Below are 26,975 nucleotides of genomic sequence, written 5' to 3'. Positions count from 1 at the left end.
TAAGATCTTAAAGAAGGAGTTTTGAATAAGATTGGATATCCCTATTTTATATGAAGATAATCACCTACTTGCCGTTGAAAAACCGGTCAATATCCCCGTACAGGCAGACCAAACCGGAGATCCGGATTTATTGACTATGTTAAAAGCAGATATAAAAATTCGATACCAGAAGCCCGGGAATGTATATTTGGGGCTTGTGCATCGACTGGATCGCCCAGTCGGAGGTGTAATGGTATTCGCAAAAACGTCGAAGGCTGCTTCAAGATTATCAGACGCCATTCGTAGGCGGGCTTTTGATAAAACGTATCTAGCAATAGTCAGGGGAACCCCGCAGGACAAACAAGCCAAATTGCTACATCATCTATGGAAGGACCAAAAGAAAAATCAAGTGTATGTCGTTCCAGAAAATGACGCACGAGGGAAAAAGGCGATACTGGACTATAAAGTAATCGGAGAGGCAAAAGGTATGAGCCTTTTAGAAATCAAGCTTCACACTGGCCGTCCTCACCAAATTAGAGTTCAACTCTCTACTATTGGCTGTCCTTTATACGGAGATCAGAAGTATGGACAAACCGTGAACAAGCCTGGTCAGCAGATTGCTCTTTGGGCATCTGAACTTGGATTTGAACACCCAACGACAAAGGAATGGGTAAAAGTATCGCAAGCACCGCCTCATCATTTCCCTTGGAATACATGGGAGTATCAACAACAATCATAAAAACGGGATACCCTCTTCATTCAGGGTCTCCCGTTTTTCTCTTTGTCTCACATTCTATATGCAAGCAGGACTCTTAGAATACTCGGCAAGCTAAAAAAGGAAAGTCAGAACAAGAGTATAACAAAGACAACAATATAAAACCTCCCCATATATTAAGTTAAGAGACCTAGTATGATATACTTATGTTGTTAGTCTCATATAATATAGTACAAGTGACCCACATATGTAATTGTCTTGCTAAACAAGTTCCATTCAAGAAAACGGTAATTTCTAACTAAAATAAAGCTCATGTGATTCGACGTAAAGTGGAATTTATTGGAAGGGCTTACAAATATTTACATCTCTATATTCAATGAAGAACTAAATGGTGTTTTAAGCAATAAGTTTAAGGGGGTGGAATAGTTGCTTCAACCAAAGGTGCTTATTGTAGATGATGACGATGATATTCGCAGAATGCTTCATATGTATTTGGTGAAGAATGGCTATGATGTTTTAGAAGCTAAAAATGGTGAAATCGCCATAGCCCTTACGAAAGAGGAGGAGCCCGACATTTTAATACTGGATGTTACGATGCCAGGTATGGATGGGTTTGAAGTATGCAGAATAATTAGACAGAAGAGTGATGTTCCCATTTTATTTTTAAGTGCAAGGGAGGATGATATTGATAAAATAGTAGGCCTTAGTATTGGAGGAGACGATTTTGTTACGAAACCGATTAGTCCCCCTGTTTTCATTGCCAAAATTAAGGCCCATTTGCGCCGTAGTCAGCAGATAAATGATTCAAAAACGGATTTAAGAAAGCAAAAACTTTATTATCCTGGCTTGTTGATTGATCCAGAGCGCTATACGGTGAAAAGAAACAACCTAGTTGTTCATTTATCAGCAAAGGAATACAAGATTTTAAGTCTTTTAGCCACGAATCCTAACAGAGTATATACACCTGAGGAAATCTTTGAACTAGTCTGGGAGAAGAATAGCTTTGGCGATCATAGAACCGTTATGGTTCATATTAGTAATATCCGTAAGAAAATTGAAGCTGATCCTGTAAATCCAGTGTACATTCTGACTGTAAGAGGAATTGGCTATAGATTTAATGGACCCTAAACCTTATAAAGGAAAGGTGTTGTGAAAGCTAAAATGCCTAATTCGTTACTGAGCTACTTAGCAATGCTTTTCATTTCAAAGTATGTTCTTTTTCATGAGCCATATAGGCTCTAATTTGTTCGATCGTGATCCCTGATTTTTTGGCCATAAGCATTAATTCCACCCATTCTTTATCTAATGGTTTTTTGGAAGGATAAGAATGACAGGTTACCTTGTTCGCGCTCGTTCTCATACAATCACTCCCTCGTATTATATGTATACAATACACGAGCTTTTCTAAACTGTATTTAAAATTGTTTAAAGATTTGTTAAAGTTTTTCCGTCAAGACTAGGAAATTAAATCGGGCTAACAATCTAGATTTCTTAGTATTAAGAAAGCGGGGTGTGCAAGGTTGAATCAAAACGATCCTTTTTACTTACCAGGCTATGATATGATCGAAACCATGGAGATCAATGAATCCTGGCATTTTGTTAAGGCGATTGAACATCATTCGAAAAAGGCTTTTTTGATAAAAAAAATGGTCGGAAAACAAATATATCCTGAGGGTTTTCAGATGGCGGTTCATGAATATCATATCAAGACGAGCCATCCGCTTAAAGGGATTTTAAAGCCTATTTCTCTTCAAAGACACGGCAGACAACCCTTGCTGATTACAGAGTTTTTCCCGTTTTCCTCGTTAGAAAAGCTTTTGCAAAGAACAGATATGAACATGGATCGTTTCTTTAAGATAGCGATTAAGTTAGTCACGGTCATAAATGAGTTGCATAATGGTCAGATTATTCATAAGGCGATTCATCCTGGAAATATCTTAATTGGTTCGAAGCAAGGTGATGTGAAGTTAACAGGTTTTCAACATGCTGTTGCTATAAAACGTGAAAGTTATCGTGCGCATATCAACCCTAGCTTATTAGGAAAAGAAATTGCTTATATTTCACCTGAGCAAACGGGGAGAATTAATCGCTTTCTTGATCATCGTTCTGATTTATATTCGTTGGGCGTTGTTTTTTATGAGATGCTAACAGGACGTGTACCGTTTGTTGGACAGGACTCACTTGAGCTTATTTATGCACATATTGCTAAAAATCCTATCCCGCCAAATGAAGTCAACGCGGAAATCCCTGAATTTCTCTCCGAAATGGTGATGAAATTATTAGAAAAGTTACCTGAATCCCGTTACCAAAGTGCGTATGGACTAAGAGAAGACCTTTTGGAATTGAGTCGGCTTTATTCCAAAACAATGGATTCTAAAAACTACTTTACCTTAGCTCAAAAGGACTCTCCTCAACAATTTGACTTAGGAGAAAGATTATTTGGAAGAGAAGCAGAAAAAAGGGCTCTTATGGACAGCTTTCAAGATTGTTGCCAAGGGAAGAGTGCCTTTGTTCTAATTGCGGGAATTTCGGGTGTGGGCAAAACAGCATTAGTGAATGAAGTGCGGGAACCACTTGTGCGCAATAAGGGTTATTTTATTTCTGGAAAGTTCGATTTATTAAATCGACAAACGCCATACGCTCCTCTTATCGCAGCATTTAAGGATTTAATGAAACAAGTTTTATCAGAAGGGGAAGCGAAAACAGTCATATGGAAGGAATGCCTTTTAGGGGAACTTCGTTCACATTTACCGATTATCGCCTCCTTATTACCTGAGATTCAATGGCTTGTTGGGCAGCAGCCAAAGCCAGATTCAAGGTCAGCTATAGAAGTTCACAATCAAATTCTGTTTGCCTTTTATCAGTTGATTCGAGTCTTTGCAACGAAGGAGCATCCACTTGTTTTATTTATGGATGATCTACAATGGGCAGATCAAGCGACATTGGATTTATTACATTATATTTTGCTTCATAATAAAGAACAATGTCTTTTGGTGATGGGAGCATACCGTCCTAACGAGGTAGATTCCATGCACCCCTTTAAGGTAACAACAGATGAGCTAGCAGCAAAAGAGGTGCAAATTCGTACGATTGAGTTAGAACCATTAGAAATGGCCGCGATGTGTGAATGGATCCAATATCTTTTTCTTTGTACAGATGAACAAGCACATCAATTGGCGATGTTTATACAAAGAATTACAAAAGGAAATCCCTTTTTTGCTCAACAATTGTTTCAGTCCTTTTATGATCATCAGTTATTAGTTTTTGCTGAAGATAAAATGAGGTGGATTATCGATTTCGATCAATTAACAAAACTACCTATTCAAGATGATATGGCTAATTATATTATGGAGCGATTTTACCGCCTTCCTTTAGAAACACAAGAAATTTTAGCAGTGGCTTCCTGTATTGGTAATCAATTTGCCCTTCATATTTTAAGTGCAATTTTTCATGAAGAAAAATCCAACATTGCCAGACAGCTTATGCGTGCAATCAATGAAGGTCTAATTTTGCCACTAGACCCAAGATATAAATGGACTTATTCAACCCAAGTGAAAGATGGGGAAGAAAAGCTTCCCCTTTTATATAAGTTTTTACACGATAAAGTTCAACAAGCTGTTTATTCTACTATGACCTTGGCAGATCGAGAGAAAAGCCATATGACAATTGGAAGATTGCTTGTGTCCTATTATCAACAAGAGAATACATTTGAGGAACATATATTTGATATCGTGAATCATTTAAATGCTTGTCATCATCACCTAGAAAAAGAAGAGATAGTACGATTAGCTGAATGGAACACGCTGGCAGGAGAAAAGGCCAAAAAGGGAGCGGCTTTTAAAGCTGCGCATTCTTTTTATCAACAGGCTTATGAATTATTAAATAGAGCAGAGGGAAAACCCGCGGATTCTATCTTTTCAAACGTCATCCTCGGTCTTGGCGAATTAGCCTATGCCAATAACCAGTTTGAAGAGGCTGAGTCCAGGTTTAATCAAGCGATCGATCTTGTACAAACAAGGGAAGAAAAACTTAAAATTTATAACTTGAAAATCACCCTGTATACTCACCAGCATCGTGTGGAAGAAGCAGTTGCTTCAGGATTAACAGCTCTGAAACTATTTGGATGGCATTTAAACGATAAGCCAGGTAAATTGGCGGTCGCAAAAGAGTATATTCAGTCTAAACTAATGTTAAGAAATAGAAAAGCGGAGGAATTAAAACAATTACCGAAAATGACGAATGAAGAACATAGGTTGATTGTCCAAACATTTATTAATATGAACGCCCCTGCTTTTCATATCAACCAAAATTTAGCGACATTATTAATGTTAAAGGCCTTTAACTTCATTCTAAGACATGGAACAACCGATTTAGCTATGCTTGTCTATAATAATTATGCATTAATTCTAAGTGCGGGCTTTCAAAATTTTCAAGCAAGCTATGAATTTGGCAGGCTTGCCTTACATCATGCGAAGGAAAGCGGTAATGCTCATTTATTAGGGAGAGTGTATTTTGTATTCGCTAGTTTTATCAATCATTGGAAACATCCCCTCATTAATAGTGAACAATCATTAGTAAAATCGCAGCAATATTGTATTGAATCAGGGAATTTCCATTTGGCTGGAGCTAATAGCTCGTTTATTTGTATGTCCAATTTTTTAAAAGGACATGACCTGCTTGAAACGGCAGAAACCATTGAACAACAATTACAATTTTCTAACCAAATTCAATATGATTTATCTAAAGGCTATTTAAATGAAATGAATGATTGGATTGCCTATTTAAATGGGCATACACATCGACCTGATTGGTACCAAAATCAATTTATTGAGGATGAATCGGCAGAAGTTGTTCATTACACAATGCGTTTGCAAATGTCCTATTTGCTGGATGATCAGCCCGCTGCTGAGCGTTTAATGGATAAATTGAATAAATTAGTGGATCGTTCGCTCACTTTAGTGATTGCCCCGGAATATTACTTTTATGAAGCTCTATGGTTAGCTAGAATGTATCCTACTTCCAATCGACGGAAAAGGCTTCAGATAAAAAGGAGAATCAAAACCATTATTGGTTTATTTCACCGGTGGAAAACATATGCTCCAGAAAATTATGAGCATAAATATTTGCTGATAAAAGCAAGGGAATTGCAGTTGAAAGGAAAAGTGAGTCAAGCAGGACATTATTTTGAACAAGCGGTCAACTTGGCACAAAAAAATGGGTTTAATCAGGATGAGGCGATTGCTTGTGAATGTGCAGAGAATCATTACTGGGAATGTAGCTACCAGCGTTTTTCCAAACTGTATTTATCGGCTGCCATCAAAGCATTTGAAAAGTGGGGAGCACCTAGAAAAGCTGGAAAACTAAGGGAAACCTATTATGAACGGTTCAGTGAACATCATGAAGAGCTATTCGACGTCAATCAGTCAACCACTTCATATCTTGATATGACAACGATTTTGCAGGCGGCAAGAACACTATCGGGAGAAATGGTGATGGAAAAATTATTGGCAAAGCTAATAAAGATTGTCTTTATAAACAGTGGGGCACAACAAGGATTACTGTTTTTGAAAAGGGATGATCATTTGCAGCTTGTTGCCAAAGGGAAAGCTGATGGAGAGGTTGTTATTGTAGATGGCAATTTGCAAGAAGATTACCCACGGGCGATTTTTAATTATGTGGAGAAAAGCCTTGAACCCATTGTTTTATATGATGCGAGAAAAGAGGAGAGATTTGGACAGGACCCCTATATGAAAGCACATACCCCTATATCTGTTCTATGCTTCCCTATTTTACATTTAGGGAATCTGACGGGGATTTTATATCTTGAAAATAATACATTAGCCGGAGCCTTTTCAAAAGATAGAATCGAAATTTTGAACGTTCTTGCTTCCCAAGCAGCTGTTTCGCTTGAAAATGCTGCTCTATATGGAAGTTTGGAGAAAAAGGTACGGGAAAGGACAGCTCTTCTAGAAACAGCACACAATCATCTTGAGAAGGCAAATGATAAATTAGAAAAGGCCGGGCAGATTCGTCGTCGTTTTCTCTCTGATATTTCTCATGATTTAAGATCCCCTATCACTTCTATTCAAGGATATATAGAAGGGATATTAGATAGAACTATTGATCCGCTTGATCACGAAGAGGTGCTGAAAAGAAGTCATCATCACATTGTAACGTTAAATCAGATGATTCAGGATTTATTTGAATTGGCCAAAATGGAGTCAGGAGAGATTTCATTTGAAATGGAATATATTCCAGTAGATCAACTATTTGCTTATCTTAAAAAGCAGATGGAGGGAGAAATTCGAGAGGCAGGACTTCAATTTGAAGCAAAAATTCAAGACCCACTCCAAGAAGAATACCCTCTAGTTGAAGTAAATGAGAGGAAGTTGGAACAAGTTCTCCAAAACCTTGTTGCAAATGCCGTCGTATTTACGAAAGCTGGTAAGATATCCTTTGAGCTAGTTTATGATAGGGATCTGCGCAGAATTTCCTTCATGTTGAGGGATACAGGGCGTGGTATTCCTGAGGATGAACTTCCGTATATATTTGATCGCTTTTATACCAGATCAGCTAATGGGAATGGTTTAGGTCTTGCGATATGCAAAGAAATCATTCGTTACCATAAAGGTGAAATGGAAGTAGCGAGTGAAGTAAACGTAGGAACTTGCTTTACCTTTCATCTACCTGTGTATGTTTTGCAAGAGCATGAGTTATTGGATTTCGCGTAATCCTCTAAAGGACCAAGTATATTTTTTTCAAGTGTAGTTAAAAATATACAAAAATGGAGCCTGGAGTGAGGATGGATGATTGTACTGGACACAGAAATTGAAGGGAAAACAGCAAAATTCGGTGAGATGATGGAACATCTTTGCCCTTTAGGCTATTGCCTTGGGGGAAATTGGGATTATGATAAGGGGCATTTTGATTCAATATTATGGCGAGAAGGTGGAGAAACCATCTATATGCGGATTCCTTTCCATGTTGTAGATGGGATGCTTGATGAGTATCGCGCTCGTATTCAATTTGATAAACCCTATGTAATCAAACATGTTGTGAATATTGGCTTAGATCGAGATGAGAGCTCTTTACTTACGACAACGGGGATAAATCAGTTTCAAGAACCACTTGATCGAGATGGAGATATACAGCGCCCACAGAAATGGGAAGAAGTAGGGGAAGCTGCCATTAACGAAATCTTAAATGGAATTCACCCGATTTCATCTTGACGGAAAGGGGCTGTCCCCAAAGTCGAAAATCTCCAAAAAGGCTCCCTTGCCGCGGGCATCGCTTCAGCCTCCTCGCTTCGTGGGGTCTTCAGCTGATGCTATTCCCGCAGGCGTGTCGCCGTTTTTGGAGATTTTCTTAGCGTTTGAAAAAGAAGGAGGGATATTTCATTTCTCTCTTCCTTTTTTGTTGCTGAATACTTATTGGACAGCCCCTTTTATGTAGAAAAAGTCGCTCAAAGATCTATCTGCTGGCATTTATTATCCTTCACTCACTGGGATGGCGACATTATAATACTCTTCTAGTGTGATGTCTTGCTCAACGATTTCCTTCGCCAAGTCTTTTCCAATATAGCGAATATGCCATGGTTCATACATATATCCAGTCAAGTTTTCTTTATCCTTTGGATAGCGAATAATAAATCCATATTCATGAGCATGATCCGCTATCCATTTGGCTTCCGCTGTATCTGCAAAGCAATCCTCGATCACGCACTCTGCAGATATACCCGAGAGATCAATTGCTAATCCCGTTTGGTGTTCACTATGCCCGGGCCTAGCACTATAACGATCTGCTTCCTCTTTCCCATCTGCGTTTACATAATTATTATAAACCGTCATTTGTGTTTCTTGTGAGCGATACCCTGAAGCACCAGCTAAGTAAATCTCATCTTTTTCAGCGCCCGCAAACATTTTTTCTAATGCCTTGGCTGCCTCCTTGCGCATTTTTCGCTTTTCAATTTTCTCCGAAAAAACAAAAGGGACATCTGGATAGACTAAATCATCAGGCTCATAATTATCAGGTAATTTGTATTGTTTGTTAACGAGAATGGCGATTTCCTTAGGCTCAGCCACAACTTGGATCGCTTCATCATGATAAGTGGTTGGGTCCACCTTAGCCGCATTTGCATAAGGATTATCCTTTTCTTTATCCTTGCGTTGATCCTTTTTATCCTGATCGGAAGTTTGATCCTTTTCTGCTGGAGGTGGATTTTTGTCCTTATCAGGGTTGTTTTGTTTGTCTTGATTTGAACTAGGCGCAGGCTTTTCTTCAACAACAGGTTTTTCTTCCTTTAAAAATCCGTCACATCCTGTCAGAATGCCTCCGGTTAAAAAGGAAATAAAAGTAATAGATAATAAGATTCGAAGTGATTTCATATATGTTCCTCCCAATATTCTATTCTAACTGTTTTTTGTGTCAATTACCAATCCCTTTTATGTTTAATCGTAATGGTTCTGGTAAAAAATTTACTAGTAATAAGTAAAATTTACAAACTCAGGGAAATATGGTTTACTTAGTAAAAGACCTTTTAGATTTGGGGTTATGGGGGGACGAAATTGGTTGGCTTAAAAGATATAGCAAGAGCGGCAAATGTGTCTGTTTCCACTGTGTCGAATGTTTTGAACGGGAGAAAGAATGTTGGCAAGGAAACGAAAGACCGTATTCTAAGACTCTGTGAGGAAATGGGATATCAGCCGAATATTATGGGAAAAAGTTTAAAAACTGGTCAAACGAATACGATTGTGTTTAACTTTAGCGATTTTGAACGAAGTTTTTACTTGAAGATCATTAAAGGAATCCATGATTATTTAAGTGAAAACGATTTTGATCTAATCGTTTGTACGACGAATTCAAGTAAAAACTTTATGCGTGGTAACTTCACAAGAGGTGCCATTGTCTTGGATAAAAAGATGGCTGATTCCTTTCTTGCATCAACAGCAAATAGCCAATTTCCCATCGTCGTCATGGATAGAATGCTTGAAAGCGAAAACATTAAGAGCGTGATTACAGAGAATTATAGTGTGATGTCCGAATTGACTCAAGTTCTGATCGATAAGGGATTCCGCCATTTCGGATATCTTGGTGGGATGGAAACCTCTCTGGATCATCAGGAAAGATATCAAGCATTTACGGATACGTTAGCTAAGAATAATATCACCTTTCAAAGAACAAATTATTATCACGGAGATTTCTCAGAACAAAGCGGCTACCGTGCAACCAATATTTTAATTCTTAGTAATCAATTGCCGGAAATTCTCATGTGCGCAAACGATAATATGGCCATTGGGGCGATAAAGGCACTCAGGGAAAATCATTATGATATTCCTAAAGATATATCAATTACTGGCTTTGATGATAGCAGCAATGCGGAGAATTTTGATTTGACCACAGTCACGATTCCGCGTTACGAAAGTGGATATATTGCTGCCAAGGAATTAGTAGAAATGATTCACGGGACAGCCAATAAAGAGGACTTTAAAATTACTGCAAAAATAAATTGGCGAGGGAGTGTCAAATAAAGTGGAACTCCTATTCAATGTTTTTTCATCTCCACTTGTTCCCTTCAAAGTCTTAAATGGAGGTTTACTGCTCATTCATTAGGGATAAATAAAGAGATAGTAGAGCGAATATGATTATTCGTTCTTTTTTATGAATAAAAAAGTAAATTTTATTTAATATATAAGGGAGGATAAATAAAAGGATAAAATTTTTAATAAAACATGGATAAATTTATTGACTTTCGTGGTGAAAACGCTACAATACTAGTATAACGTTTTACTTATTATTTTATAAGGGGATGAAGGTGTGAGAAAGGTAAACAAAACATTTACTTTTTTAATGGCTATATTGATCGTTGCTGCAGTTGCTTTGGCAGGGTGTGGCTCAACAGGTGGTGAAGGTGGAAAAGGAAAATCTTCTGGCCCAACTATTACTATCTTTAATAGTAAGGTTGAAATCGTCGATCAATTGGAAGCACTCGCAAAGGAATATACAGAGGAAACAGGTGTGAAGGTGGAAGTGTTAGGTGCTGCTGGTGACCAATATATGCAGCAACTACAAACGAAACTAACGAGTAATCAAGGCCCGTCCATTTTCAGTGTAAGTCCAGATAAAGCTGAAAAGCTTAAATCTTATCTTTATGATTTGAGCAATGAAGATTATGTGCAGTATATTGCGCCGGATATGGAACTGAAAATAGATGACAAAATTGTTGGTATTCCATATGGGGTAGAGGGATACGGAATCATATATAACAAAGATATGGTTGACCCTAAAGATGTGACAGATTATGATTCTTTTGTAAGCGCATTGGAAAAGTTTAAGGATCAGGACATCAATGGTTTTGGGCTTTCTCAAGAAGCTTATTTCCTTATTGGCCATATTTTAAATACGCCATTTGCTTTACAAGATGATCCACTTGCCTATATTGAAGAATTAAATAAGGGTGAGGTGAAAATGGCGGATACAAAGGAATTTCAGGATTTTGCCAAATTTATGGAGGCCATAAAAGCGAATGCAAAGAATCCTGTCGAAGTGACTTATGATGGTGAGATTGGTGATTTTGCTACTGGTAAATCAGCGATGATTCATCAAGGAAACTGGGCATATGGAATGTTCGAGGATTATGATTTAGATTTTGAACTCGGAATGATGCCTTTTCCGCTTGAAGGAAATGACAAAATTGCTGTTGGGGTAGGAAATAACTGGGCAATTAATAATCAAAAAGATGAAGAAGAAATTAAAGCAGCCAGTGATTTCTTGAACTGGATGTTTACAAGTGAGACAGGACAACGATATATTGTCGAAGAATTTGGCTTTATTCCAGCAATGACAAATATTGAAGCAAAAGATCTTGATCCATTATCCCAAATTGTGCTTGAAGCTTCCAATAGTGGGGAAACCATTACTTGGGCACATAGTTATTTTCCAGCAAATGTGGTGGTCAATGATCTTACACCGGTAACACAGGAATTTTTCTTATCAAAGGATATGACAGGTCAGCAATTCCTTGAAAAACTAGATGCTGCATGGGCAAATGGTGTGAAATAGGAGCTTGTTAAAGGCAAATTGAATAATTCGTAAACAAAAAAGGCCCTTCGTGAAATGTATGTTATCGCTCGTGAAAAATACATTAAGGCGACGGGCCTTTCACTTTTTTGATTATTAGGAAAGAAGGGATTGACTTGAATAAGAAAAAGATGGACAGAGTCTGGTTTGCATTGTTCACTGTTCCACTACTATTAATTTTTGCTACGGTTGTCATTATTCCGTTTTTGATTGGGATTTATTATTCATTTTTTGATTGGGATGGTATCCCTTCTAATCCGAAAACCTTTGTGGGATTCGGAAACTTTGTGCAATTATTTGATGATCCTCGTTTTCTTAGTTCCGCGTGGAAAACAATTAAATTTACGGTATTAGCACTTATTTCTGTCAATGTCTTAGGGGTTACTTTTGCTTTATTGGTGACTACGAAGCTGCGGACATCGAAAGCAGCAAGGACGTTGCTATTTATGCCTAATTTGATTGGCGGCTTAATCCTCGGTTATATTTGGCAATTTATTTTCACAGATGTTTTTAGAACAATGGGAGAATCAACTGGAATAACAGGTATTTTCTTCAATTGGCTCTTAGATTCAAATTATGCTCTTTATGCACTGGTGGCTGTTTTTACATGGCAAATGGCTGGTTATACGATGATTATTTATCTTGCAGGTATTCAGGGAATTCCGAACGAGTTAATAGAGGCGGCCCGTGTCGATGGAGCTAATTTTTGGCAAAGACTAACGAAGATCATTTTCCCATTACTAATGCCGTCTTTTACAATTGCATTGTTTCTCACTCTCGCTAATGCGTTCAAGATTTATGATGTAAATTTATCTTTAACGAATGGAGGACCGGTAAACTCCACGGAATTATTTGCGATGAATATATTCAATGAAATCTTCGGATACAGTCATTATGGATATGGACAAGCAAAGGCAATTGTATTCTTTGTTGTTGTAGCGGCCATTACATTAACACAGGTTTATATGACGAAGAAGAAAGAGGTGCAAATGTAAAATGAAGAAGACAGGGAAAATAGTATTGGAAATCTTGCTTGTTTTAGTTGCACTTGCTTTTTTATCGCCTGTTTATATAATGCTTGTCAATTCATTTAAAAATCGGGAAGAGCTTTATAGTAATGCACTTGCATTTCCTTCCCAATTTAGTTTTCAGTACTACCAAACAGCAATGGAAAAGATGAATTTTCTACTTGCGCTGAAAAATTCATTGTTTGTGACGATTGTTTCCATTATTATCATTGTTATTTTGGCGTCCATGACAGCTTGGATGTTAGTAAGAACAGACAATAAACTGAGTAAGGTTATTTTTATGACTTTTGTGGCAACTATGCTTATCCCTTTCCAAACATTAATGATGCCTTTAATGGAATTCATGGGGATCATTCGCGATACACTTCATATCCCAATGTTGAATACCCATGGTGGGTTGATTTACATGAATATTGGTTTCCATGCCAGTTTGTCTGTTTTCCTTTACCATGGTTTTATTAAATCGATTCCGGTTTCTTTAGAAGAAGCAGCAACGATTGATGGTTGTTCAAAATTTGGTGTGTTTTGGCGAATTGTCTTTCCAATGCTTAAACCAATTACTGTAACTGTCATGATTTTGAATGTCATCAGCATTTGGAATGATTACCTCTTACCATCCTTGGCACTCTCTGATAAGGCGTTGCGAACGATTCCGTTAACAACCTTCTATTTCTTTGGTGAATTTACGATTCAATGGAATTTAGCGATGGCAGGCTTAACCATGACGATTATTCCAGTTGTTATCTTCTATGCATTTTCACAAAAACACATTATCAAAGGGATTGGTGAAGGAGCAATTAAATAAGAAAGAAGTGGGGTATATGGAAAAGTTTACAGAAATCTATAAGACGGCGATATCTTGGACGAAGGAAGCTGGCAAAAATATTAAAGAAAGTCTGAACGAGCAGTTACATGTGGAGTACAAGACTTCTGAAGCCGATTTGGTAACGGAGAAGGATCGCGAAATTGAAGAGTTTTTTATTCATAAAATTAAAGAACGATATCCAAGTCACTATATCATTGGAGAGGAAGGGATGGGAGAAGATACTTCCTTCAATCCAACGGAAGAGATCGTTTGGTTAATTGATCCTATTGATGGAACGACAAGCTTTGTCCATCAAAGGGAGAACTTTGCTATTTCAGTAGCCGTATATGAAAAGGGTCATCCGCGAGTAGGCATTATCTATGATCCCATTAGGGAAGAGTGCTACCACGCCTTACATGAGCATGGTGCATTCAAAAATGAGGAAAGACTCGAGAAGGTAGGAGAGACTACAGTAAAGCATTCTCTTTTAGGGATTGATAGCAGTTGGCTTGTACCAAATGACCAATATGATTATCGAAAGTTTCATTCATTAATTCAAGATCTTAGAGGAACAAGGGTGATCGGATCAGCTGCTTTAGAAATGGCGGCAGTTGCGAGTGGAAAGCTAAATGGTTTTATCAGTTTACGGTTATCTCCATGGGATTTTGCCGCAGGCATAGTTTTATTGGGAGAGCTGGGCGTTACAGCTACTACGATTGAGAATAAACCAATTAATCTATTTGAGAAAACATCTATTTGTGCAGGCAATCCAACTTTTCATAAGCAACTTATGCAGGAGTATCTAGAGACAGAGTAAATAATTTTTGAAGGGTATGTATGACATGAATAACAAGAAGCTAGTGTATGAAATCTCAGATTTTAGTCTAGAAAACGATGGATTATTAGTGAATGAAACTTTATTTCACAATGCGAACGGATACTTAGGTGTCCGTTCTAATTTTGAAGAAGGTTATCCCGAATCATTTCAGTCAATCCGGGGAAGTTATATCAACGGTTTTTATGATTTGGCTGCGATGAAGCAGGCAGAAAAACTTTATGGGTTTGTCGAGGAAAAGCAGACAATGGTGAATGTGGTTGATACTCAGGGGATAAAGCTAAGGATTGACCAAGAGCTTTTTAGTATGTTCGAAGGAGAAGTACTCGAGAGTTCACGAACATTGGATATGGGAAAGGGGATAACAAGAAGAACGATTCTTTGGCGTTCTCCCAAAGGTCACGAAGTCGAAATCGTTGTAACAAGGATGGCATCCTTTGTTTTGCTACCTCTATTTACGATCCAATATGATGTCACAGCTAAGAATTTCACAGGGGATCTCCAATTTCTTTCCTCGCATATTGGGAATGTCCAAAACTATTTCAATCCAGATGATCCACGGGTAGCGGGAGAGAGCTTTCGCCATATTCATGTAGAGAAAGTGGAAGAGAGGGACGGTGTTTCCCTGATTCAATCTCGAACATCGGCATCTGCCTTACAAGTTGTCACAGCGGTTCAGCATCGCTTGTCAAAGAAAGGGGAAATCGACTATCACAATTATGGTGAGTCGATTGACTGTGAGTTGAAAACATCGATTGAAGCGGGGGAGACAGTTTCTTTAAGAAAATATACTGTTTTTTCCGATTCGATTCGTGAAGAAAATCCATATGCCCATGCTTTACTAGTAATGGAAGAGGCAGCTGCGGGAGCCATTGAAACGTGGTACCAAAAGCAAGAACAGTTCCTAGCGAACTACTGGGAATATGCAAGTGTGGATATTGACGGTGATGAAGAATTAAGCATGGCTATGTATTATAATCTCTATCAGTTGCTGCAATCAGCTGGAAAAGACCAGTATAGCAATATTGCTGCTAAAGGTCTGAGTGGTGAGGGCTATGAAGGCCATTATTTCTGGGATACGGAAATGTATATTCAACCGTTCTTTTTGCTGACACAACCGGAAATGGCGAAAAGCTTAATTCAGTATCGCTATAATATTTTAGATTCTGCCAGGGAGCATGCTCGGATTATGGGGCATACCAAAGGTGCTTTATATCCTTGGAGAACAATCTCTGGGAAGGAATGCTCGGGATATTATCCTTCAGGATCCGCACAATACCATATTAATGGGGATATCGCTTATTCAGTAATCAATTACTATCTAGTAACCAAGGATCTCGACTTTATCGCAAAATATGGAGCAGAAATGATCTTTGAAACAGCTCGATTATGGCTTGATGCTGGTCACTTTTATCAAGGCCGATTTATGATTCATGATGTGACAGGTCCTGATGAATATACTTGTGTTGTTAATAATAATTACTATACCAATGCTTTAGCACAATACCATTTACAATGGGCCGTGAAGTTTTACAAGCTACTGCAAACAAATGGTCAGACAGCTGTATATGAAAAGATTCGACTATTACCGAAAGAAATAGAGGAATTCTCAAAAGCAGCAGAGCAGATGTATTTACCATATGATTCAGAGTTGGGTATTAATCCGCAAGATGATTCGTTCTTAAGCAAGCGAGTTTGGGATTTGGAACACACGCCGAAAGATCATTTCCCATTATTACTCCATTATCATCCTTTACATCTCTATCGTCATCAGGTGTGTAAACAAGCTGATACGGTATTGGCTCATTTTATTGTCGAGGATGCGCAAAGCTTACGTACGATTGAAAACTCCTTTCATTATTATGAAAAGATTACGACACATGATTCTTCTTTATCGACGTGTATTTTTAGTATTATGGCGGCTAAATTAAAGGAATATGAGAAAGCATACGATTACTTCGGAGAATCGGCGAAGCTTGATCTGTTTAATACGCATAAAAATACCAAGGACGGTATTCATACGGCGAATATGGGCGGAAACTATATGGCGATTGTCTATGGATTTGCAGGCTTACGCATTAAGGAAACAGGCTATCACTTTGCTCCGTTTTTGCCTGAGAAATGGACAGGTTATGAATTTAAAGTTCATTATGAAGACAGTGTAATCAAGGTAAAGGTCGACTCGGGGTCCTGTCAGTTCACACTTGTAAGCGGAAGTGAAAAAACGATTCATGTATATGGACAAGCTTATCAGCTAAAAGAGCAATTGAGCCTGTCGCTGGAGGGGAAATAAATGAAGCATACATGTGCGATTTTTGATTTGGATGGTGTCTTAGTCGATACTGCAAAATATCATTATTTAGCGTGGAAGGAACTTGCTGACCGACTTGGCTTTTCCTTCACCCTTCAGGATAATGAGCGGCTCAAAGGTGTGTCGAGGATGGCCTCGCTAGATATTTTATTAGAGGTTGGCCAAATGACAGAGCGTTTCACGCAAGCGGAGAAAGAAAGTTTAGCAGAGGAGAAAAATAACCGCTATGTAGAGTTTATTTCTAAGCTAGATGAATCAGAACTGCTGGAAGGTTCCCTCGCTTTATTGGAGACATTAAAAGCAAAAGGGATAAAAATTGCTTTAGGTTCTGCAAGTAAGAATGCAAGCATGATTTTAGAGAATGTCGGAATTACCTCTTTCTTCGATGTGATTGTTGATGGAAATGCTGTCTCCAAGGCAAAGCCAGATCCAGAAGTATTTACAATAGGGGCAGATCAACTAAACGTGCCTTACGAACAATGTGTGGTGTTTGAAGACTCACAGGCTGGGTTAGAAGCAGCTAAAGCGGTTGGAATGCTTGCGCTCGGAGTGGGCCAAGGACAGGATCTCCCTCAAGCAGATGTTGTTTATTCAACTTTAAAAAAATTCCCGGTCGAGGTATACTTTTAGGAAAAAGAGTAGAGGTGTTGTGCATTGATCCATGAAGTGATTCGAATACAGACTGAGCAATCAGAGGCAAAGCTTTACACGTATGTGTTGGATAACTCACCAGAAATTGATCAAAACCGAAAAAGGCCGGCTGTCATCATTTGTCCAGGTGGCGGGTATGTTAAGACTTCTGACCGTGAGGCAGAGCCAGTGGCGATTCGGCTGAATGCGATGGGTTTTCATGTCTTTATTTTAAGGTATAGTGTTCAACCAGCTATCTTCCCAACAGCCTTAACTGAACTGGCTACAGCAGTAGCCCATGTGAGAACAAGAGCGCAAGAGTGGAATATTGACCCTCAAAAAGTAATTGTTTCTGGCTTTTCAGCCGGTGGGCATTTAGCCGCAAGTCTCGGTGTCTTCTGGGAGAAAGAATTTTTAGCTAAAAGCGTACAAGTCGACAAGCAACTCTACAAACCAAACGGACTTATTTTGAGTTATCCTGTCATCACATCGGGGGCTCATGCTCATCAAGGCTCATTCGACGCTTTACTAGGAGATCAGCATGAAGAATTACGAGAGAAGCTTTCCTTGGAAAAGCAGGTAAATGCTGAAACACCGCCTACATTCCTATGGCATACATTTGAGGATGCTGGTGTCCCGGTGGAAAACTCGATGCTCTTTGCTGTTGCTTTAAGAAAGCATAGCATTCCCTTCGAGTTACATATTTATCCTCGTGGGGGACATGGGCTTTCCCTGGCGAATGAAGAGAGTATGAGTGTTCAGAACAATTTTGGTATCCAAGAAGAATGCCAAAATTGGATCGACATGGCAGGGGTGTGGATTCGGAATTTAAAATAGGGATGGAAGAAGGAACTTTCTCAAAAATCGCCAAAAAGGCTCCCTTGCAACAGGCATTATTTCAGTCTCCTCGCTTCGCTGTGGTGGTCTTGATGCTATTCCGCAGGTGTGGCGCCGTTTTTGGCGTTTTTTTTTAGAGTTCATTCATCGATAAAAACAAAGAGAGAGATTCATTCTTTTTTCGTTGGTGACAACTTATTGTCACTAGCAATTCCGACCGTTTCACATTCTAAAAAGTCGCATAAGTAGAGAAAGAACCAGTTAAAGTTTACTAATAACACTTTGGCTGGTTCTTTCAATTCTAAATATTGTGTTGGATCTCCATGACCCTTTCCATAGATAGACCAGTAGATTCAACAACAAATGCTATATCTAACCCTTTCTCCAAAAGGCGTCGGGCCATGGCTTGCTTTCTTTGCTCTAATTCCCTTCGCTCTTGCTCCAACTCTTGCTGTCCTAGTTCCAGCTCTTGCTTCTCTTGTTCCAGCTCTTGTTGTCCTAGTTCCAGCTCTTGTTGTCCTTGTTCTAGCTCTTGTTGTCCTTGTTCTAGCTCTTGTTGTCCTAGTTCCAACTTTTGCTGCCCTTGTTCAACCTTCCGTTGTAATGATTCCATACTGCTTTTGAAGGCTTCCTCATCCATTACCCGCTTTAAACGCGATTCATAAGCTAGTCGCTGCTTTTGGTTGAGGCTTAATGCCGTCCAGCTTTCGAAAGCCGAGTATAGAAGCTCATCCTTCATCGCGATCTCCTCCAATTCCTTATAGATTTTATTATAAACCTTGTTCTGCCTGCGATCGACCATCCCCAGCATCAGTAGCCACCTAGCTAGCACATCATTCCAAGGGTCGAGCTTATCACCTTGCCAATCCTTTATGAGCTTTGTCATTTCAATGAAGTGGAATTCCATTACATTCGTTAACTTGAATCGTTTTTCATCCTCGTATAAATGGAACGAAGTATGAAAATGATCTGTCTGCTCAAAGAGATCGAAATTCAGGATATTGATCGTGATGACGGGTTGTAAAACATGATAATCCATCCCTTTTTCAAGAGGATTTCGGTATGCACCGGCCCAGTAATAGATAGAACGTTTGATCATATCATATTTATTTGTGAATTGGATTTCAACATGTATCTGTTCATCTATATCTGTCACAACTAATAAATCTAGTCTCGACTGCTTATCATCGACATATTCACCACCCGCTTCCGTATTCGTAAATAGGATATCTTTGATTATACCCCTGCCTGTTTTTTGTAGAATCGAGTTCAAAAAGACAACCGTGATCTCCTTATTTTTTTCGTTGCCAAAAAGTTGCTTAAAAGCAAAATCGACTTTTAAATCCATGAGTTTCTTGAGTGATATTTTTTTGAGAAATCTTGTTTGTGGGTTTTCTTTTGCATAATCATTGGGCTTTTCTCGCAGTTGAATAAATGTGGGGGGATAAGTAGATTGTTCATAGCTTAAGGCTGGGTCTGCCATAAGGACACGTCCTTTATATTTGATGAGGACTGACTGAGTAGAAAAATCTAATTATATAATATCAGAAATTTATGTATGGAACAAGGGTTCCTATTGCTTTTATCTTAAATTTCCTTATCTAGCCTTAAAAGTTAGTAAATTGATACAACGATTAATCGTTTAGCCATTCCTCTTCCCCTAATTATGGTAATATTTACATAGATAGTTTTATGAAGCGTTTGTGTTGGCAAGGGAGGGACAATGTTGCTGAGAGAGAATAATCAACAGCCGATCACACAGGCAGATTATGAAAAATATATTTTTGAAACGTATTATCAAGAGGTTTATAAGGCTGTTTATTTTATTATCCATGATCAGTACCTCGCTGAGGATCTTACTCAAGAGGCTTTTATAAAGGCATTTCGAAATTTCCATAGCTTAAAAAGAGATACGAAAATAAAAGCGTGGCTAGTGACGATTGCTACACGAACGGCGATTGATCATATAAGAAAAGAAAAAAAGCGAAACGATTATCTCACAGATGACGTCTATATATTAGATAGAAATTCCAATGAAAATCATTCTGGATCTCCTGTAGAGGGAAAAGTGGAAAGACGGATGCTCAAACAATTGATTAAACGATGCATTTCTGTTCTAAGACCTCCAGCTTATAAAGAAGTGCTGCTGCTGAAGTTTGAGTACGACTTAAAGGAGGAGGAAATCGCAGCATTGTTGAATATTAGCCAAAGCGCGGTGAAATCTCGCCTTCATCGTGCGAAGAAGAAGTTGAAAAAAGAATTGCAAAATCATGATGAGTTTAGGGATGGTGGTCATTTTGAGTAAAGAAAAAGGTGATTCTCTGGACCAACTGATCAAAGAAGTGATTAATGAAGAGATGGAACGGACGCCAACTCCCACGTATTCTTCGGGAGAGGCATGGAAGAAGCTAGAAGAGGCCCGAAAGAAACATCCTGTGCGTCAGCCGAGAAGCTTTAAGAAGGTGTGGATGTATGCCGCATCCATTCTTGTTATTCTTGCCTCCATTACTCTATTTTCGACCTCTCAAGGTTTAGCCTCCCCAATGTTAACCCAATTTTTCCAAGAGGCTCAAGGAAAAATGGCTCATTTATTTTTGAAAGTGGGGGAGGATACAGGATTTGGTGACCCTCCTCAAACAGGAGAATCAGAAGAGGGTTCCGTGGTGGTGGAATCGGAGATTGAATCTGTCCAAATGAGTTTGCAAGAAGCACAGCAGGAAACCGCATTTCCAATTGCGGTGCCCACCTATATACCGAAAGCCTATCATTTAGAAAATGTGACTGTTATGAAGGGAGAGAATGAATTAAGTCAAGAAATTTACTTGCATTATGAAGGCGTTGATGAGAAGGGCTTTTTAATCAATCAACAAGAAATTGGCGAGGCCTTTGGGATGGGAGCGGTATTTGACAATGAAGACGCCCAAATTGAGAATATCATTGTGAATGGACAACAAGGCCAGCTCGTAACTGTCCAAGATGATTTCAGTGAATTATTTTGGGTAAAAGACGACCAAATGTATTATTCCATAAGCGGAAATTTGTCAAAACAGGAGATTATAGAAATTGCGGAATCGATGGACTAAGGAAAGAAATGTCTCCCTCTCTAATCTTGGAGAATTAGCTGAGATCAGCAGGGGGTTTTTCTGTGCCCAGCTCTAATTATCCGAAAAAGAACTAGTATTAGAGAATTCTCTATCACTAGTTCTTTTTTTATCTTTTATAGAGAGTCTAGCTGATTATTTCACTTCAATATAGGTTGAAATACTAGTGGCACTTTCCACTTTGCTCCCTTTCTGTACCCAATGGAAGCATGAGGCTCGATACCTTCCTTTTGCTACGGTCACTTTTTGCTGTCCTGAGACAATAGTGCCTTTTGACTTGTACTCCCCTAAATTAGATAGGTTAACCCAGGCCCCTTTTTGCGCGTCCCATTTTTGCAAAGTAATTCTTACACCAATGACATCAACAGATGTACGGGCTGTTGTATTGGCGCTGACTGTGACAGTTGTACCTGATCCACTAATGGTACTTTTGCCACCGGCTAAATATTGATTGGCAAGGAGCCGAATCGAAGAGTTTTCGATACTTCCTTCTCCGTAATTTGGATTAGTCGAAGGCTCCCCTGTTGTTGGAATCATAGAAGCATCCTCATTTTCAGCAGCGAAAGTGGGACTGGACATAAAGACTAGCATGAGAACAGCGGAAAACAGTGATATTAAGAACCTACTCTTCCTCATTTTACTTCATCCTCTCCTATATATTCATTATAACTAACGAATAAGTAGAGGAAAGGTTACGACTTTTATGAAAGTTTTTGAAAAATAGTTCGAAAGACCCTAGGGGAAACCAGTATTTAGAAATAATAATCGACTTCATCTGGTAAAACAATCCCAAAATATGTTTGCAATGCTTGTTTGTATTCTTCATAGGAAGCTGGAGTAAAAGCGTGCACTTGATCATCTGTAAAAATACGAAACTCTTTACCTGATACAGAGTTTCGGCCTGCTTTGGTACGGATCGCTAGCATGGCTTCTTTAGTGAAAATGGAATCAGGCGCATGTTCACACCAAAAGGAGGCCATAATATAATCCTTTGCCAGCTGCGGCTCTTCCGTGAAAGAAAAGATCTCTCGCCACTGCTCTTTCTTTTTCTCATACAGCATCCAGCCAAACTCCGGAACTTTTTCAAGTTTATATACTTCATCTCCCTGGGTCTGTATCAACCCTTCCACCATTTCGATTGGCCTTCTTGGGACAATGCCCCCAACACCGACATCACATAAATAGAATTTCCCCTCTGCCTTTACTTTTAAAACATGATGACGGCGCTTTGGAGGTAAATTTGGCTCATCTCGCCAAAAACGAGCGAAGTAATCGGTCACAGAAAATCCAAGTTCATGTAATAGCCAGCTAAATAAGGCATTAAGCTCGAAACAATAGCCACCCCTGCGTTGGATCACGATTTTTTTATACAAATCGGCAATGTTTAATGATAACGAGATCTTTTGTAAGATATCTAAATTTTCATATGGGACTGTATGTAGATGATTTTCTTGCAGCTTGGCTAGAGTTTGAGCACTGGTATCCAATGTCCCTTTATACCCAATCCGTTCTAAATAAGTCTTTACATTTAAATTTTCTTGCATCCTCATACCCCTTTCCCTTTTTTAAGCTTACACTTATTGTAGTGAATGCTTTCAGAAAAGGAAAGGGGGAGTAGAATCAATGCTCAACACGATGACGGTGACTTGGTAATCGAATCGCGAGAATAACGACCAATGAGCAAAAGATCAGACAAACTAGTGCGACATTATGTAAATGTTGCGTATCTAAATGACCATTAAAGGCAATGCCAAGCAAGCTTGAGGAGAGAATCGATCCGAGATAACGACTTGTTTGAAATAATCCTGAAGCAGAGCCGGTATCTTCTGGTTTTACATGTTCATATAACGCAGTTTGCATGGAAATATTATTAAATCCATTACTAGTCCCTAATACGACCATAATTACGAGCAACCACAACAAGGAAGAGTTTTCTTGTAAGGTTAGCAATAAAGCTGTTCCAATCAATAAAATGATCGCTCCGATAACAAGCGGCCTTTTGGAACCATGTTGATCAATCATTTTTCCAGCGAAAGGGGCAATGATGACGCCCGCTCCGGCAAGGGCCAACATAATTAAGCCGGTATTTCTTTCGCTATAATGATGAACCTGTTGCAAAAAGGTCGGAAAACCAAAGAAATAACAATAATACACTAAGTTAATACTGATAAATTGTAAATAGATTAAGGAAACCGTGGGATTTCTTTTTAATGACGGTAGGTCAATAAAAGGTTCTTCTTGTCGCTTTTCATATTGATAAAAGCTGATTGCGCCCAATATGAAAATGCCTAGTGCCCACCAATGAATTTTATTTTCGAGCGATAGAAGGAATAAAATCAATCCAATAATTGCGAAAATAAATAGGAAAATGCCAATGAAATCAATTCGTCTTAGTTCAACTTTTCCCTGGCTAGTATTCGGTAAAATAAAAATAGCCAATATAAAAGCAGTAAGAATAAAGGGGAAATTGATAATAAAAATCGATGGCCAATCCCAGCTTTCAATTAGAAATCCACCAATTGAAGGGCCAAAGGCGGCAGAGGTGGAAGCGAAAATAGACAAGGTGGCTAATGCTTTAGCCTGTCCCTTTGTAATATGTGTACGCACCATACTCATTCCACTTGGAAACAAGGTTGAACTGCCGATCGCCATTAAAGCACGACAACCGAGCAAAAAGGGGAAATTAGGTGAAAAGGGAGCGAGTATGGCAGAGCATGCGACAAGCAATAATCCGGACAAAAATAATTTTTTCGGTCCAAACATATCACTTAATTTTCCCATCACTGGCTGGCCTGCAGCACTTGCAATGTAAAAAATGGAAATCAGCCAAGAAGCGTCTGCGAACGTCAAAGCAAACTCATGCTGCATCCGAGTTAGTGCAACAGAAATCATCGATGAATTAAGCGGATTAAGCAACGTACCTAGACCAATAGTAAGGACAAACAACCATGTTTTATGTGTTTTTACTGCCAAAGTCATCACACCAATGCTGTCAAAATAGTATACCAAAACAACTTAACGCATTTTACGTATAATTTCAACTTTATCCAAGCTTCAGGAATTCGGGAAAAACGTTAAAAAACCTAATATGGTCACCAGAACCATTTCTGGTAAATCCAACTTACGATATAGAAAGTTGAACCAAGGACAATGTTTGCCCATCCTAAAAAAAGGGTGACTTTTTTCTCCTTTTTCTGGTTGGTTGTTGAATGTGTTTTTACATCTAATAGGAGGATGATTATTCCTGTTAGAATGAAGAGGCTAATCAGGTAGTAGCCATAACTGATATCCAACATGTCCATTAACTCCTTTCATGCAGTAAATCTAAGCGAACTGTAGCAATGTTTAATTAGATTTAATACCAGATTGTTGAATTTCGGTGTCCACCTCGATGTCAAAGTCGACCTCTTTAAAAACCTGCCGCCAATTTTCTTTTGTTTTTATATGTTTCTTCCAATAGGCAGGTTGTTTTGCTCGTACGTGTTCACCGAAACCAAAGATGTCAGATTCCTCTCTTTGCATTTTTCGGATTAATTTTTTCAAGGAGGCTGTTGTAGCCTTATTGGTTTGTTTTTCAATTTTTTTGATTAAGTCGATACTGGCAAGATTCACATCACTTTTTGCATCTTCATCAATTTCATTTTCATAGCGAATTTTAATACGGATTTTAGGTTTCCCGTCTTTAATGCTTACTTTCATTCTGGAATAACGGCGAATAGCGCGTACTAGTACCTTGTCGTCAGTGCCTGGAACGTTGATGAAGACCCCGTAGCCTCCTTGCTTTTCCCCAAGGATACCCATGAATTGGCCAATTTCAATCGGCTCAATCGTTCCTTTCATTTTATCTTCATGAAAATAAGCAAATCCTTTGATGGCTATATTCTCCGCTTTGTGTATTTTTAAATAGGGTAAGGCGCCATCTTGCCCTTTACTTGAGAGTGTTCTCCAAAATATTCCCATATCAGAGGAAGGGATTTTCCCTAATTTTTCGGAATTGCTTACCATATCTGTTAAGTATAAAGCAGGCACTCGTTCCAATTTTGGCGCGATTTCCATATACTTTTCTGCCTTTTCCTCCGAAATGACCATCCAAGTTGTTCTTCTCACTTGCGCATTGCGTCGGAAAAAGTCATTGAGTTCTTTCACTCCCTCTTTAGCAATTTCTTGGTTGATAACAAGGATGCGCAAATGACCTAAAAATAGCTGGTCGGCTAGTTCTTGCTGCAAATTTAATAAAGCATCATCGACTGTATGACCTACAGTGCTAATCACCCACACTGGCGCTTTATCTTCTCCGCCTGTTGTTTCAGGGCCTAAGGGAATTCGTCCCGGAACAGAAACCTGAGCTGTGACCTTCAGTAACTTATCGGTTGCTGGTTGGGATCCAGGCATGTGAGTAATATATCCCTCTTCTTTTTCTTCACCCGGCTCGGCTTTATCGATCGCAATCGCCAGTACAGTGGCCCTTTTTTCAATATCGATACTGTCCCAGCATCCTCCGAGGAGTGGAATCAACAGGGAAATTATGATAAAGACAAGAATTGATTTATAGCTCATTTCCCTGCTCCTTTCTTCTTCTTTGGCACTTTGCGGATTTTGGCGACAATTAATAAAATAAATGGAAAAATAAAAGTGAGGATAAGTCCCAATATGCCAAATACTTTTATATATCGATACATTTCGATCGTTTCAACGGGAAACATCGCTACGAAGAAGATAATCGGCAATAGAAAAAGTGCCAGCGCTTTATGGTCCCGCAGGCGCAAAAATTGTTTCAGCGCCTGGGTTGTCAGCATATAATTCGAAAAGATCGTTGTAAACACCGCCGTTACCCAAATGGCCAAGAAAACGACATCAAGACGTTGTAATGTATTGCCAGGAAGGGAGGTCGCCCGCGCGAGCCCTAGTGTCGGCCACATGATCGTTTTTATTTCTTCTACTCCAAAGAGGGCGATGCAAGCGACAATAATCATGATGAAAAAGCCACCAGAAATGGCTACTCCCCAAAAACTAGCCTTTAGTGCCTTTTTCGGCTTCTGCATAAGCGGGATTAGGATCGCCAAAACAAAGGAGCCTTGAAATAATGCTGCTATTTCTGGAATACCTGTCATCATTTTGAAGCCATTTCCCAGTACTGGTTGGAGAAAAAGGGTATTGGCATCTTTTAGAGAGACCAATGTAATAATTAATAGTGGGACTAATATAACAGGTAAGTAGAAGCTATGAATATAAGTAAAGGTGTTCATATCTCCCCGAGTAAAAATCACGGCCATTACTAGCATGACAATCACGGTCACTTCAAGTGGTGTTCTTGGTAAGACAGATGTTACGACTACTGCTCCGAATTCTCTTGCTGCAAAACCAGTTAACAGGATAAAAAAGGCGATAATCATAAAGATATATAGCCACCCCAACCATTTTCCAAGGATGTGTTTACTGTACTCCACGAACGTTTCATCTGGAAACAGATTCCCAACCTTTGCAATGCCCCACATCCCAACAAAAACGAAAATGGCGGATAAAAGTATTAAAAGTGGAGCTCCCGTATCAGCAGATTGTACGGCAACAAGGGGAAGCCGTAAAACCCCAACTCCGATGATGGTACTAACTAGTATCGCAATTATTTGGCCCACTGTTATATTTCTCGTTGGTTCCATT

23 protein-coding genes are annotated in these 26,975 nt (G+C 39.0%); 14 read left to right on the top strand and 9 right to left on the bottom strand.

Features of this window, described 5'->3' with window-relative positions:
- Positions 1-31 precede the first annotated feature (31 nt).
- The gene (locus KI375_RS12485; protein WP_212973829.1) at positions 32-718 is read left to right on the top strand and encodes an RluA family pseudouridine synthase; all 687 of its coding nucleotides are present in this window, start codon (positions 32-34) and stop codon (positions 716-718) included.
- A 402-nt stretch (positions 719-1,120) separates the two neighbouring features.
- A complete protein-coding gene (locus tag KI375_RS12480) occupies positions 1,121-1,822 on the top strand; it encodes a response regulator transcription factor (protein WP_212973828.1) in 702 nt (233 codons plus the stop codon).
- Between the two features lie 70 nt (positions 1,823-1,892).
- Here KI375_RS12480 and KI375_RS12475 read toward each other — a convergent pair whose 3' ends face one another.
- Complete coding sequence (locus KI375_RS12475; RefSeq protein WP_212973827.1) at positions 1,893-2,054, bottom strand: anti-repressor SinI family protein; 162 nt, start codon at positions 2,052-2,054, stop codon at positions 1,893-1,895.
- A gap of 160 nt (positions 2,055-2,214) precedes the next feature.
- On the opposite strand from KI375_RS12475, the gene KI375_RS12470 reads away from it, so the two are divergent.
- Both KI375_RS12470 and KI375_RS12465 read left to right on the top strand, forming a co-directional pair.
- A complete protein-coding gene (locus KI375_RS12470; protein ID WP_212973826.1) occupies positions 2,215-7,425 on the top strand; it encodes an ATP-binding sensor histidine kinase in 5,211 nt (1,736 codons plus the stop codon).
- 75 nt (positions 7,426-7,500) lie between these two features.
- The gene (locus KI375_RS12465) at positions 7,501-7,923 is read left to right on the top strand and encodes a YugN family protein (RefSeq protein ID WP_212973825.1); all 423 of its coding nucleotides are present in this window, start codon (positions 7,501-7,503) and stop codon (positions 7,921-7,923) included.
- 258 nt (positions 7,924-8,181) lie between these two features.
- Here KI375_RS12465 and KI375_RS12460 read toward each other — a convergent pair whose 3' ends face one another.
- Positions 8,182-9,078 carry a M15 family metallopeptidase gene (locus KI375_RS12460; protein ID WP_212973824.1) on the bottom strand — a complete coding sequence of 299 codons (897 nt, stop codon included), beginning with the start codon at positions 9,076-9,078 and terminating at the stop codon, positions 8,182-8,184.
- 180 nt (positions 9,079-9,258) lie between these two features.
- Here KI375_RS12460 and KI375_RS12455 point away from each other — a divergent pair, with 180 nt between their 5' ends.
- The 8 genes from KI375_RS12455 to KI375_RS12420 all read left to right on the top strand — a co-directional run bounded on the left by KI375_RS12455 (position 9,259) and on the right by KI375_RS12420 (position 18,216).
- On the top strand, positions 9,259-10,221 hold the full coding sequence (locus KI375_RS12455) for a LacI family DNA-binding transcriptional regulator (protein WP_212973823.1): 963 nt from the start codon (positions 9,259-9,261) through the stop codon (positions 10,219-10,221).
- 286 nt (positions 10,222-10,507) lie between these two features.
- Entirely contained in the window at positions 10,508-11,752 is a 1,245-nt protein-coding gene (locus KI375_RS12450) for an ABC transporter substrate-binding protein (protein WP_212973822.1), read from the top strand.
- A 149-nt stretch (positions 11,753-11,901) separates the two neighbouring features.
- Positions 11,902-12,765 carry a carbohydrate ABC transporter permease gene (locus KI375_RS12445; RefSeq protein ID WP_212973969.1) on the top strand — a complete coding sequence of 288 codons (864 nt, stop codon included), beginning with the start codon at positions 11,902-11,904 and terminating at the stop codon, positions 12,763-12,765.
- 1 nt (position 12,766) lies between these two features.
- Complete coding sequence (locus tag KI375_RS12440) at positions 12,767-13,603, top strand: carbohydrate ABC transporter permease (protein WP_212973821.1); 837 nt, start codon at positions 12,767-12,769, stop codon at positions 13,601-13,603.
- 16 nt (positions 13,604-13,619) lie between these two features.
- Positions 13,620-14,420 (top strand): inositol monophosphatase family protein, encoded by an 801-nt coding sequence (locus tag KI375_RS12435; RefSeq protein ID WP_212973820.1) that lies wholly within the window; start codon positions 13,620-13,622, stop codon positions 14,418-14,420.
- Positions 14,421-14,445: 25 nt separating this feature from the next.
- Complete coding sequence (locus tag KI375_RS12430) at positions 14,446-16,731, top strand: glycoside hydrolase family 65 protein (RefSeq protein ID WP_212973819.1); 2,286 nt, start codon at positions 14,446-14,448, stop codon at positions 16,729-16,731.
- A complete protein-coding gene (gene pgmB, locus KI375_RS12425; protein ID WP_212973818.1) occupies positions 16,732-17,379 on the top strand; it encodes a beta-phosphoglucomutase in 648 nt (215 codons plus the stop codon). It begins immediately after the preceding gene.
- 24 nt (positions 17,380-17,403) lie between these two features.
- The gene (locus KI375_RS12420; RefSeq protein WP_212973817.1) at positions 17,404-18,216 is read left to right on the top strand and encodes an alpha/beta hydrolase; all 813 of its coding nucleotides are present in this window, start codon (positions 17,404-17,406) and stop codon (positions 18,214-18,216) included.
- A gap of 301 nt (positions 18,217-18,517) precedes the next feature.
- Here the strand turns inward: KI375_RS12420 and KI375_RS12415 are convergent, their stop codons facing one another.
- A complete protein-coding gene (locus KI375_RS12415; RefSeq protein WP_244852598.1) occupies positions 18,518-19,699 on the bottom strand; it encodes an Rpn family recombination-promoting nuclease/putative transposase in 1,182 nt (393 codons plus the stop codon).
- 243 nt (positions 19,700-19,942) lie between these two features.
- Between KI375_RS12415 and KI375_RS12410 the strand changes: the two genes are divergently transcribed.
- On the top strand, positions 19,943-20,521 hold the full coding sequence (locus tag KI375_RS12410; protein WP_212973816.1) for an RNA polymerase sigma factor: 579 nt from the start codon (positions 19,943-19,945) through the stop codon (positions 20,519-20,521).
- A complete protein-coding gene (locus KI375_RS12405) occupies positions 20,514-21,299 on the top strand; it encodes a DUF4367 domain-containing protein (protein ID WP_212973815.1) in 786 nt (261 codons plus the stop codon). Before KI375_RS12410 ends, KI375_RS12405 begins: the two co-directional genes overlap by 8 nt.
- A gap of 153 nt (positions 21,300-21,452) precedes the next feature.
- Here KI375_RS12405 and KI375_RS12400 read toward each other — a convergent pair whose 3' ends face one another.
- From KI375_RS12400 to KI375_RS12375, 6 genes are all read right to left on the bottom strand, one after another.
- A complete protein-coding gene (locus KI375_RS12400) occupies positions 21,453-21,953 on the bottom strand; it encodes a DUF6147 family protein (RefSeq protein ID WP_212973814.1) in 501 nt (166 codons plus the stop codon).
- 116 nt (positions 21,954-22,069) lie between these two features.
- Positions 22,070-22,861, bottom strand: a complete 792-nt coding sequence (locus KI375_RS12395) for an arylamine N-acetyltransferase family protein (RefSeq protein ID WP_374706842.1) — start codon at positions 22,859-22,861, stop codon at positions 22,070-22,072.
- Positions 22,862-22,937: 76 nt separating this feature from the next.
- Positions 22,938-24,290, bottom strand: coding sequence for an MFS transporter (locus KI375_RS12390; RefSeq protein WP_212973812.1), 1,353 nt, complete (start codon positions 24,288-24,290; stop codon positions 22,938-22,940).
- 119 nt (positions 24,291-24,409) lie between these two features.
- The gene (locus tag KI375_RS12385; protein ID WP_212973811.1) at positions 24,410-24,613 is read right to left on the bottom strand and encodes a CLC_0170 family protein; all 204 of its coding nucleotides are present in this window, start codon (positions 24,611-24,613) and stop codon (positions 24,410-24,412) included.
- A 49-nt stretch (positions 24,614-24,662) separates the two neighbouring features.
- A complete protein-coding gene (locus KI375_RS12380; protein ID WP_212973810.1) occupies positions 24,663-25,874 on the bottom strand; it encodes a Ger(x)C family spore germination protein in 1,212 nt (403 codons plus the stop codon).
- The gene (locus tag KI375_RS12375) at positions 25,871-26,974 is read right to left on the bottom strand and encodes a GerAB/ArcD/ProY family transporter (RefSeq protein WP_212973809.1); all 1,104 of its coding nucleotides are present in this window, start codon (positions 26,972-26,974) and stop codon (positions 25,871-25,873) included. The genes KI375_RS12380 and KI375_RS12375 overlap by 4 nt, the downstream gene beginning before the upstream one ends.
- Position 26,975: the final 1 nt, after the last annotated feature.

The organism is Bacillus sp. J14TS2 (genome assembly GCF_018333015.1).
GTDB lineage: Bacteria > Bacillota > Bacilli > Bacillales > Bacillaceae_C > Lederbergia.
Note: the sequence above shows the minus strand (reverse complement) of the source record. Positions and strands in the feature narration are given on the sequence as shown.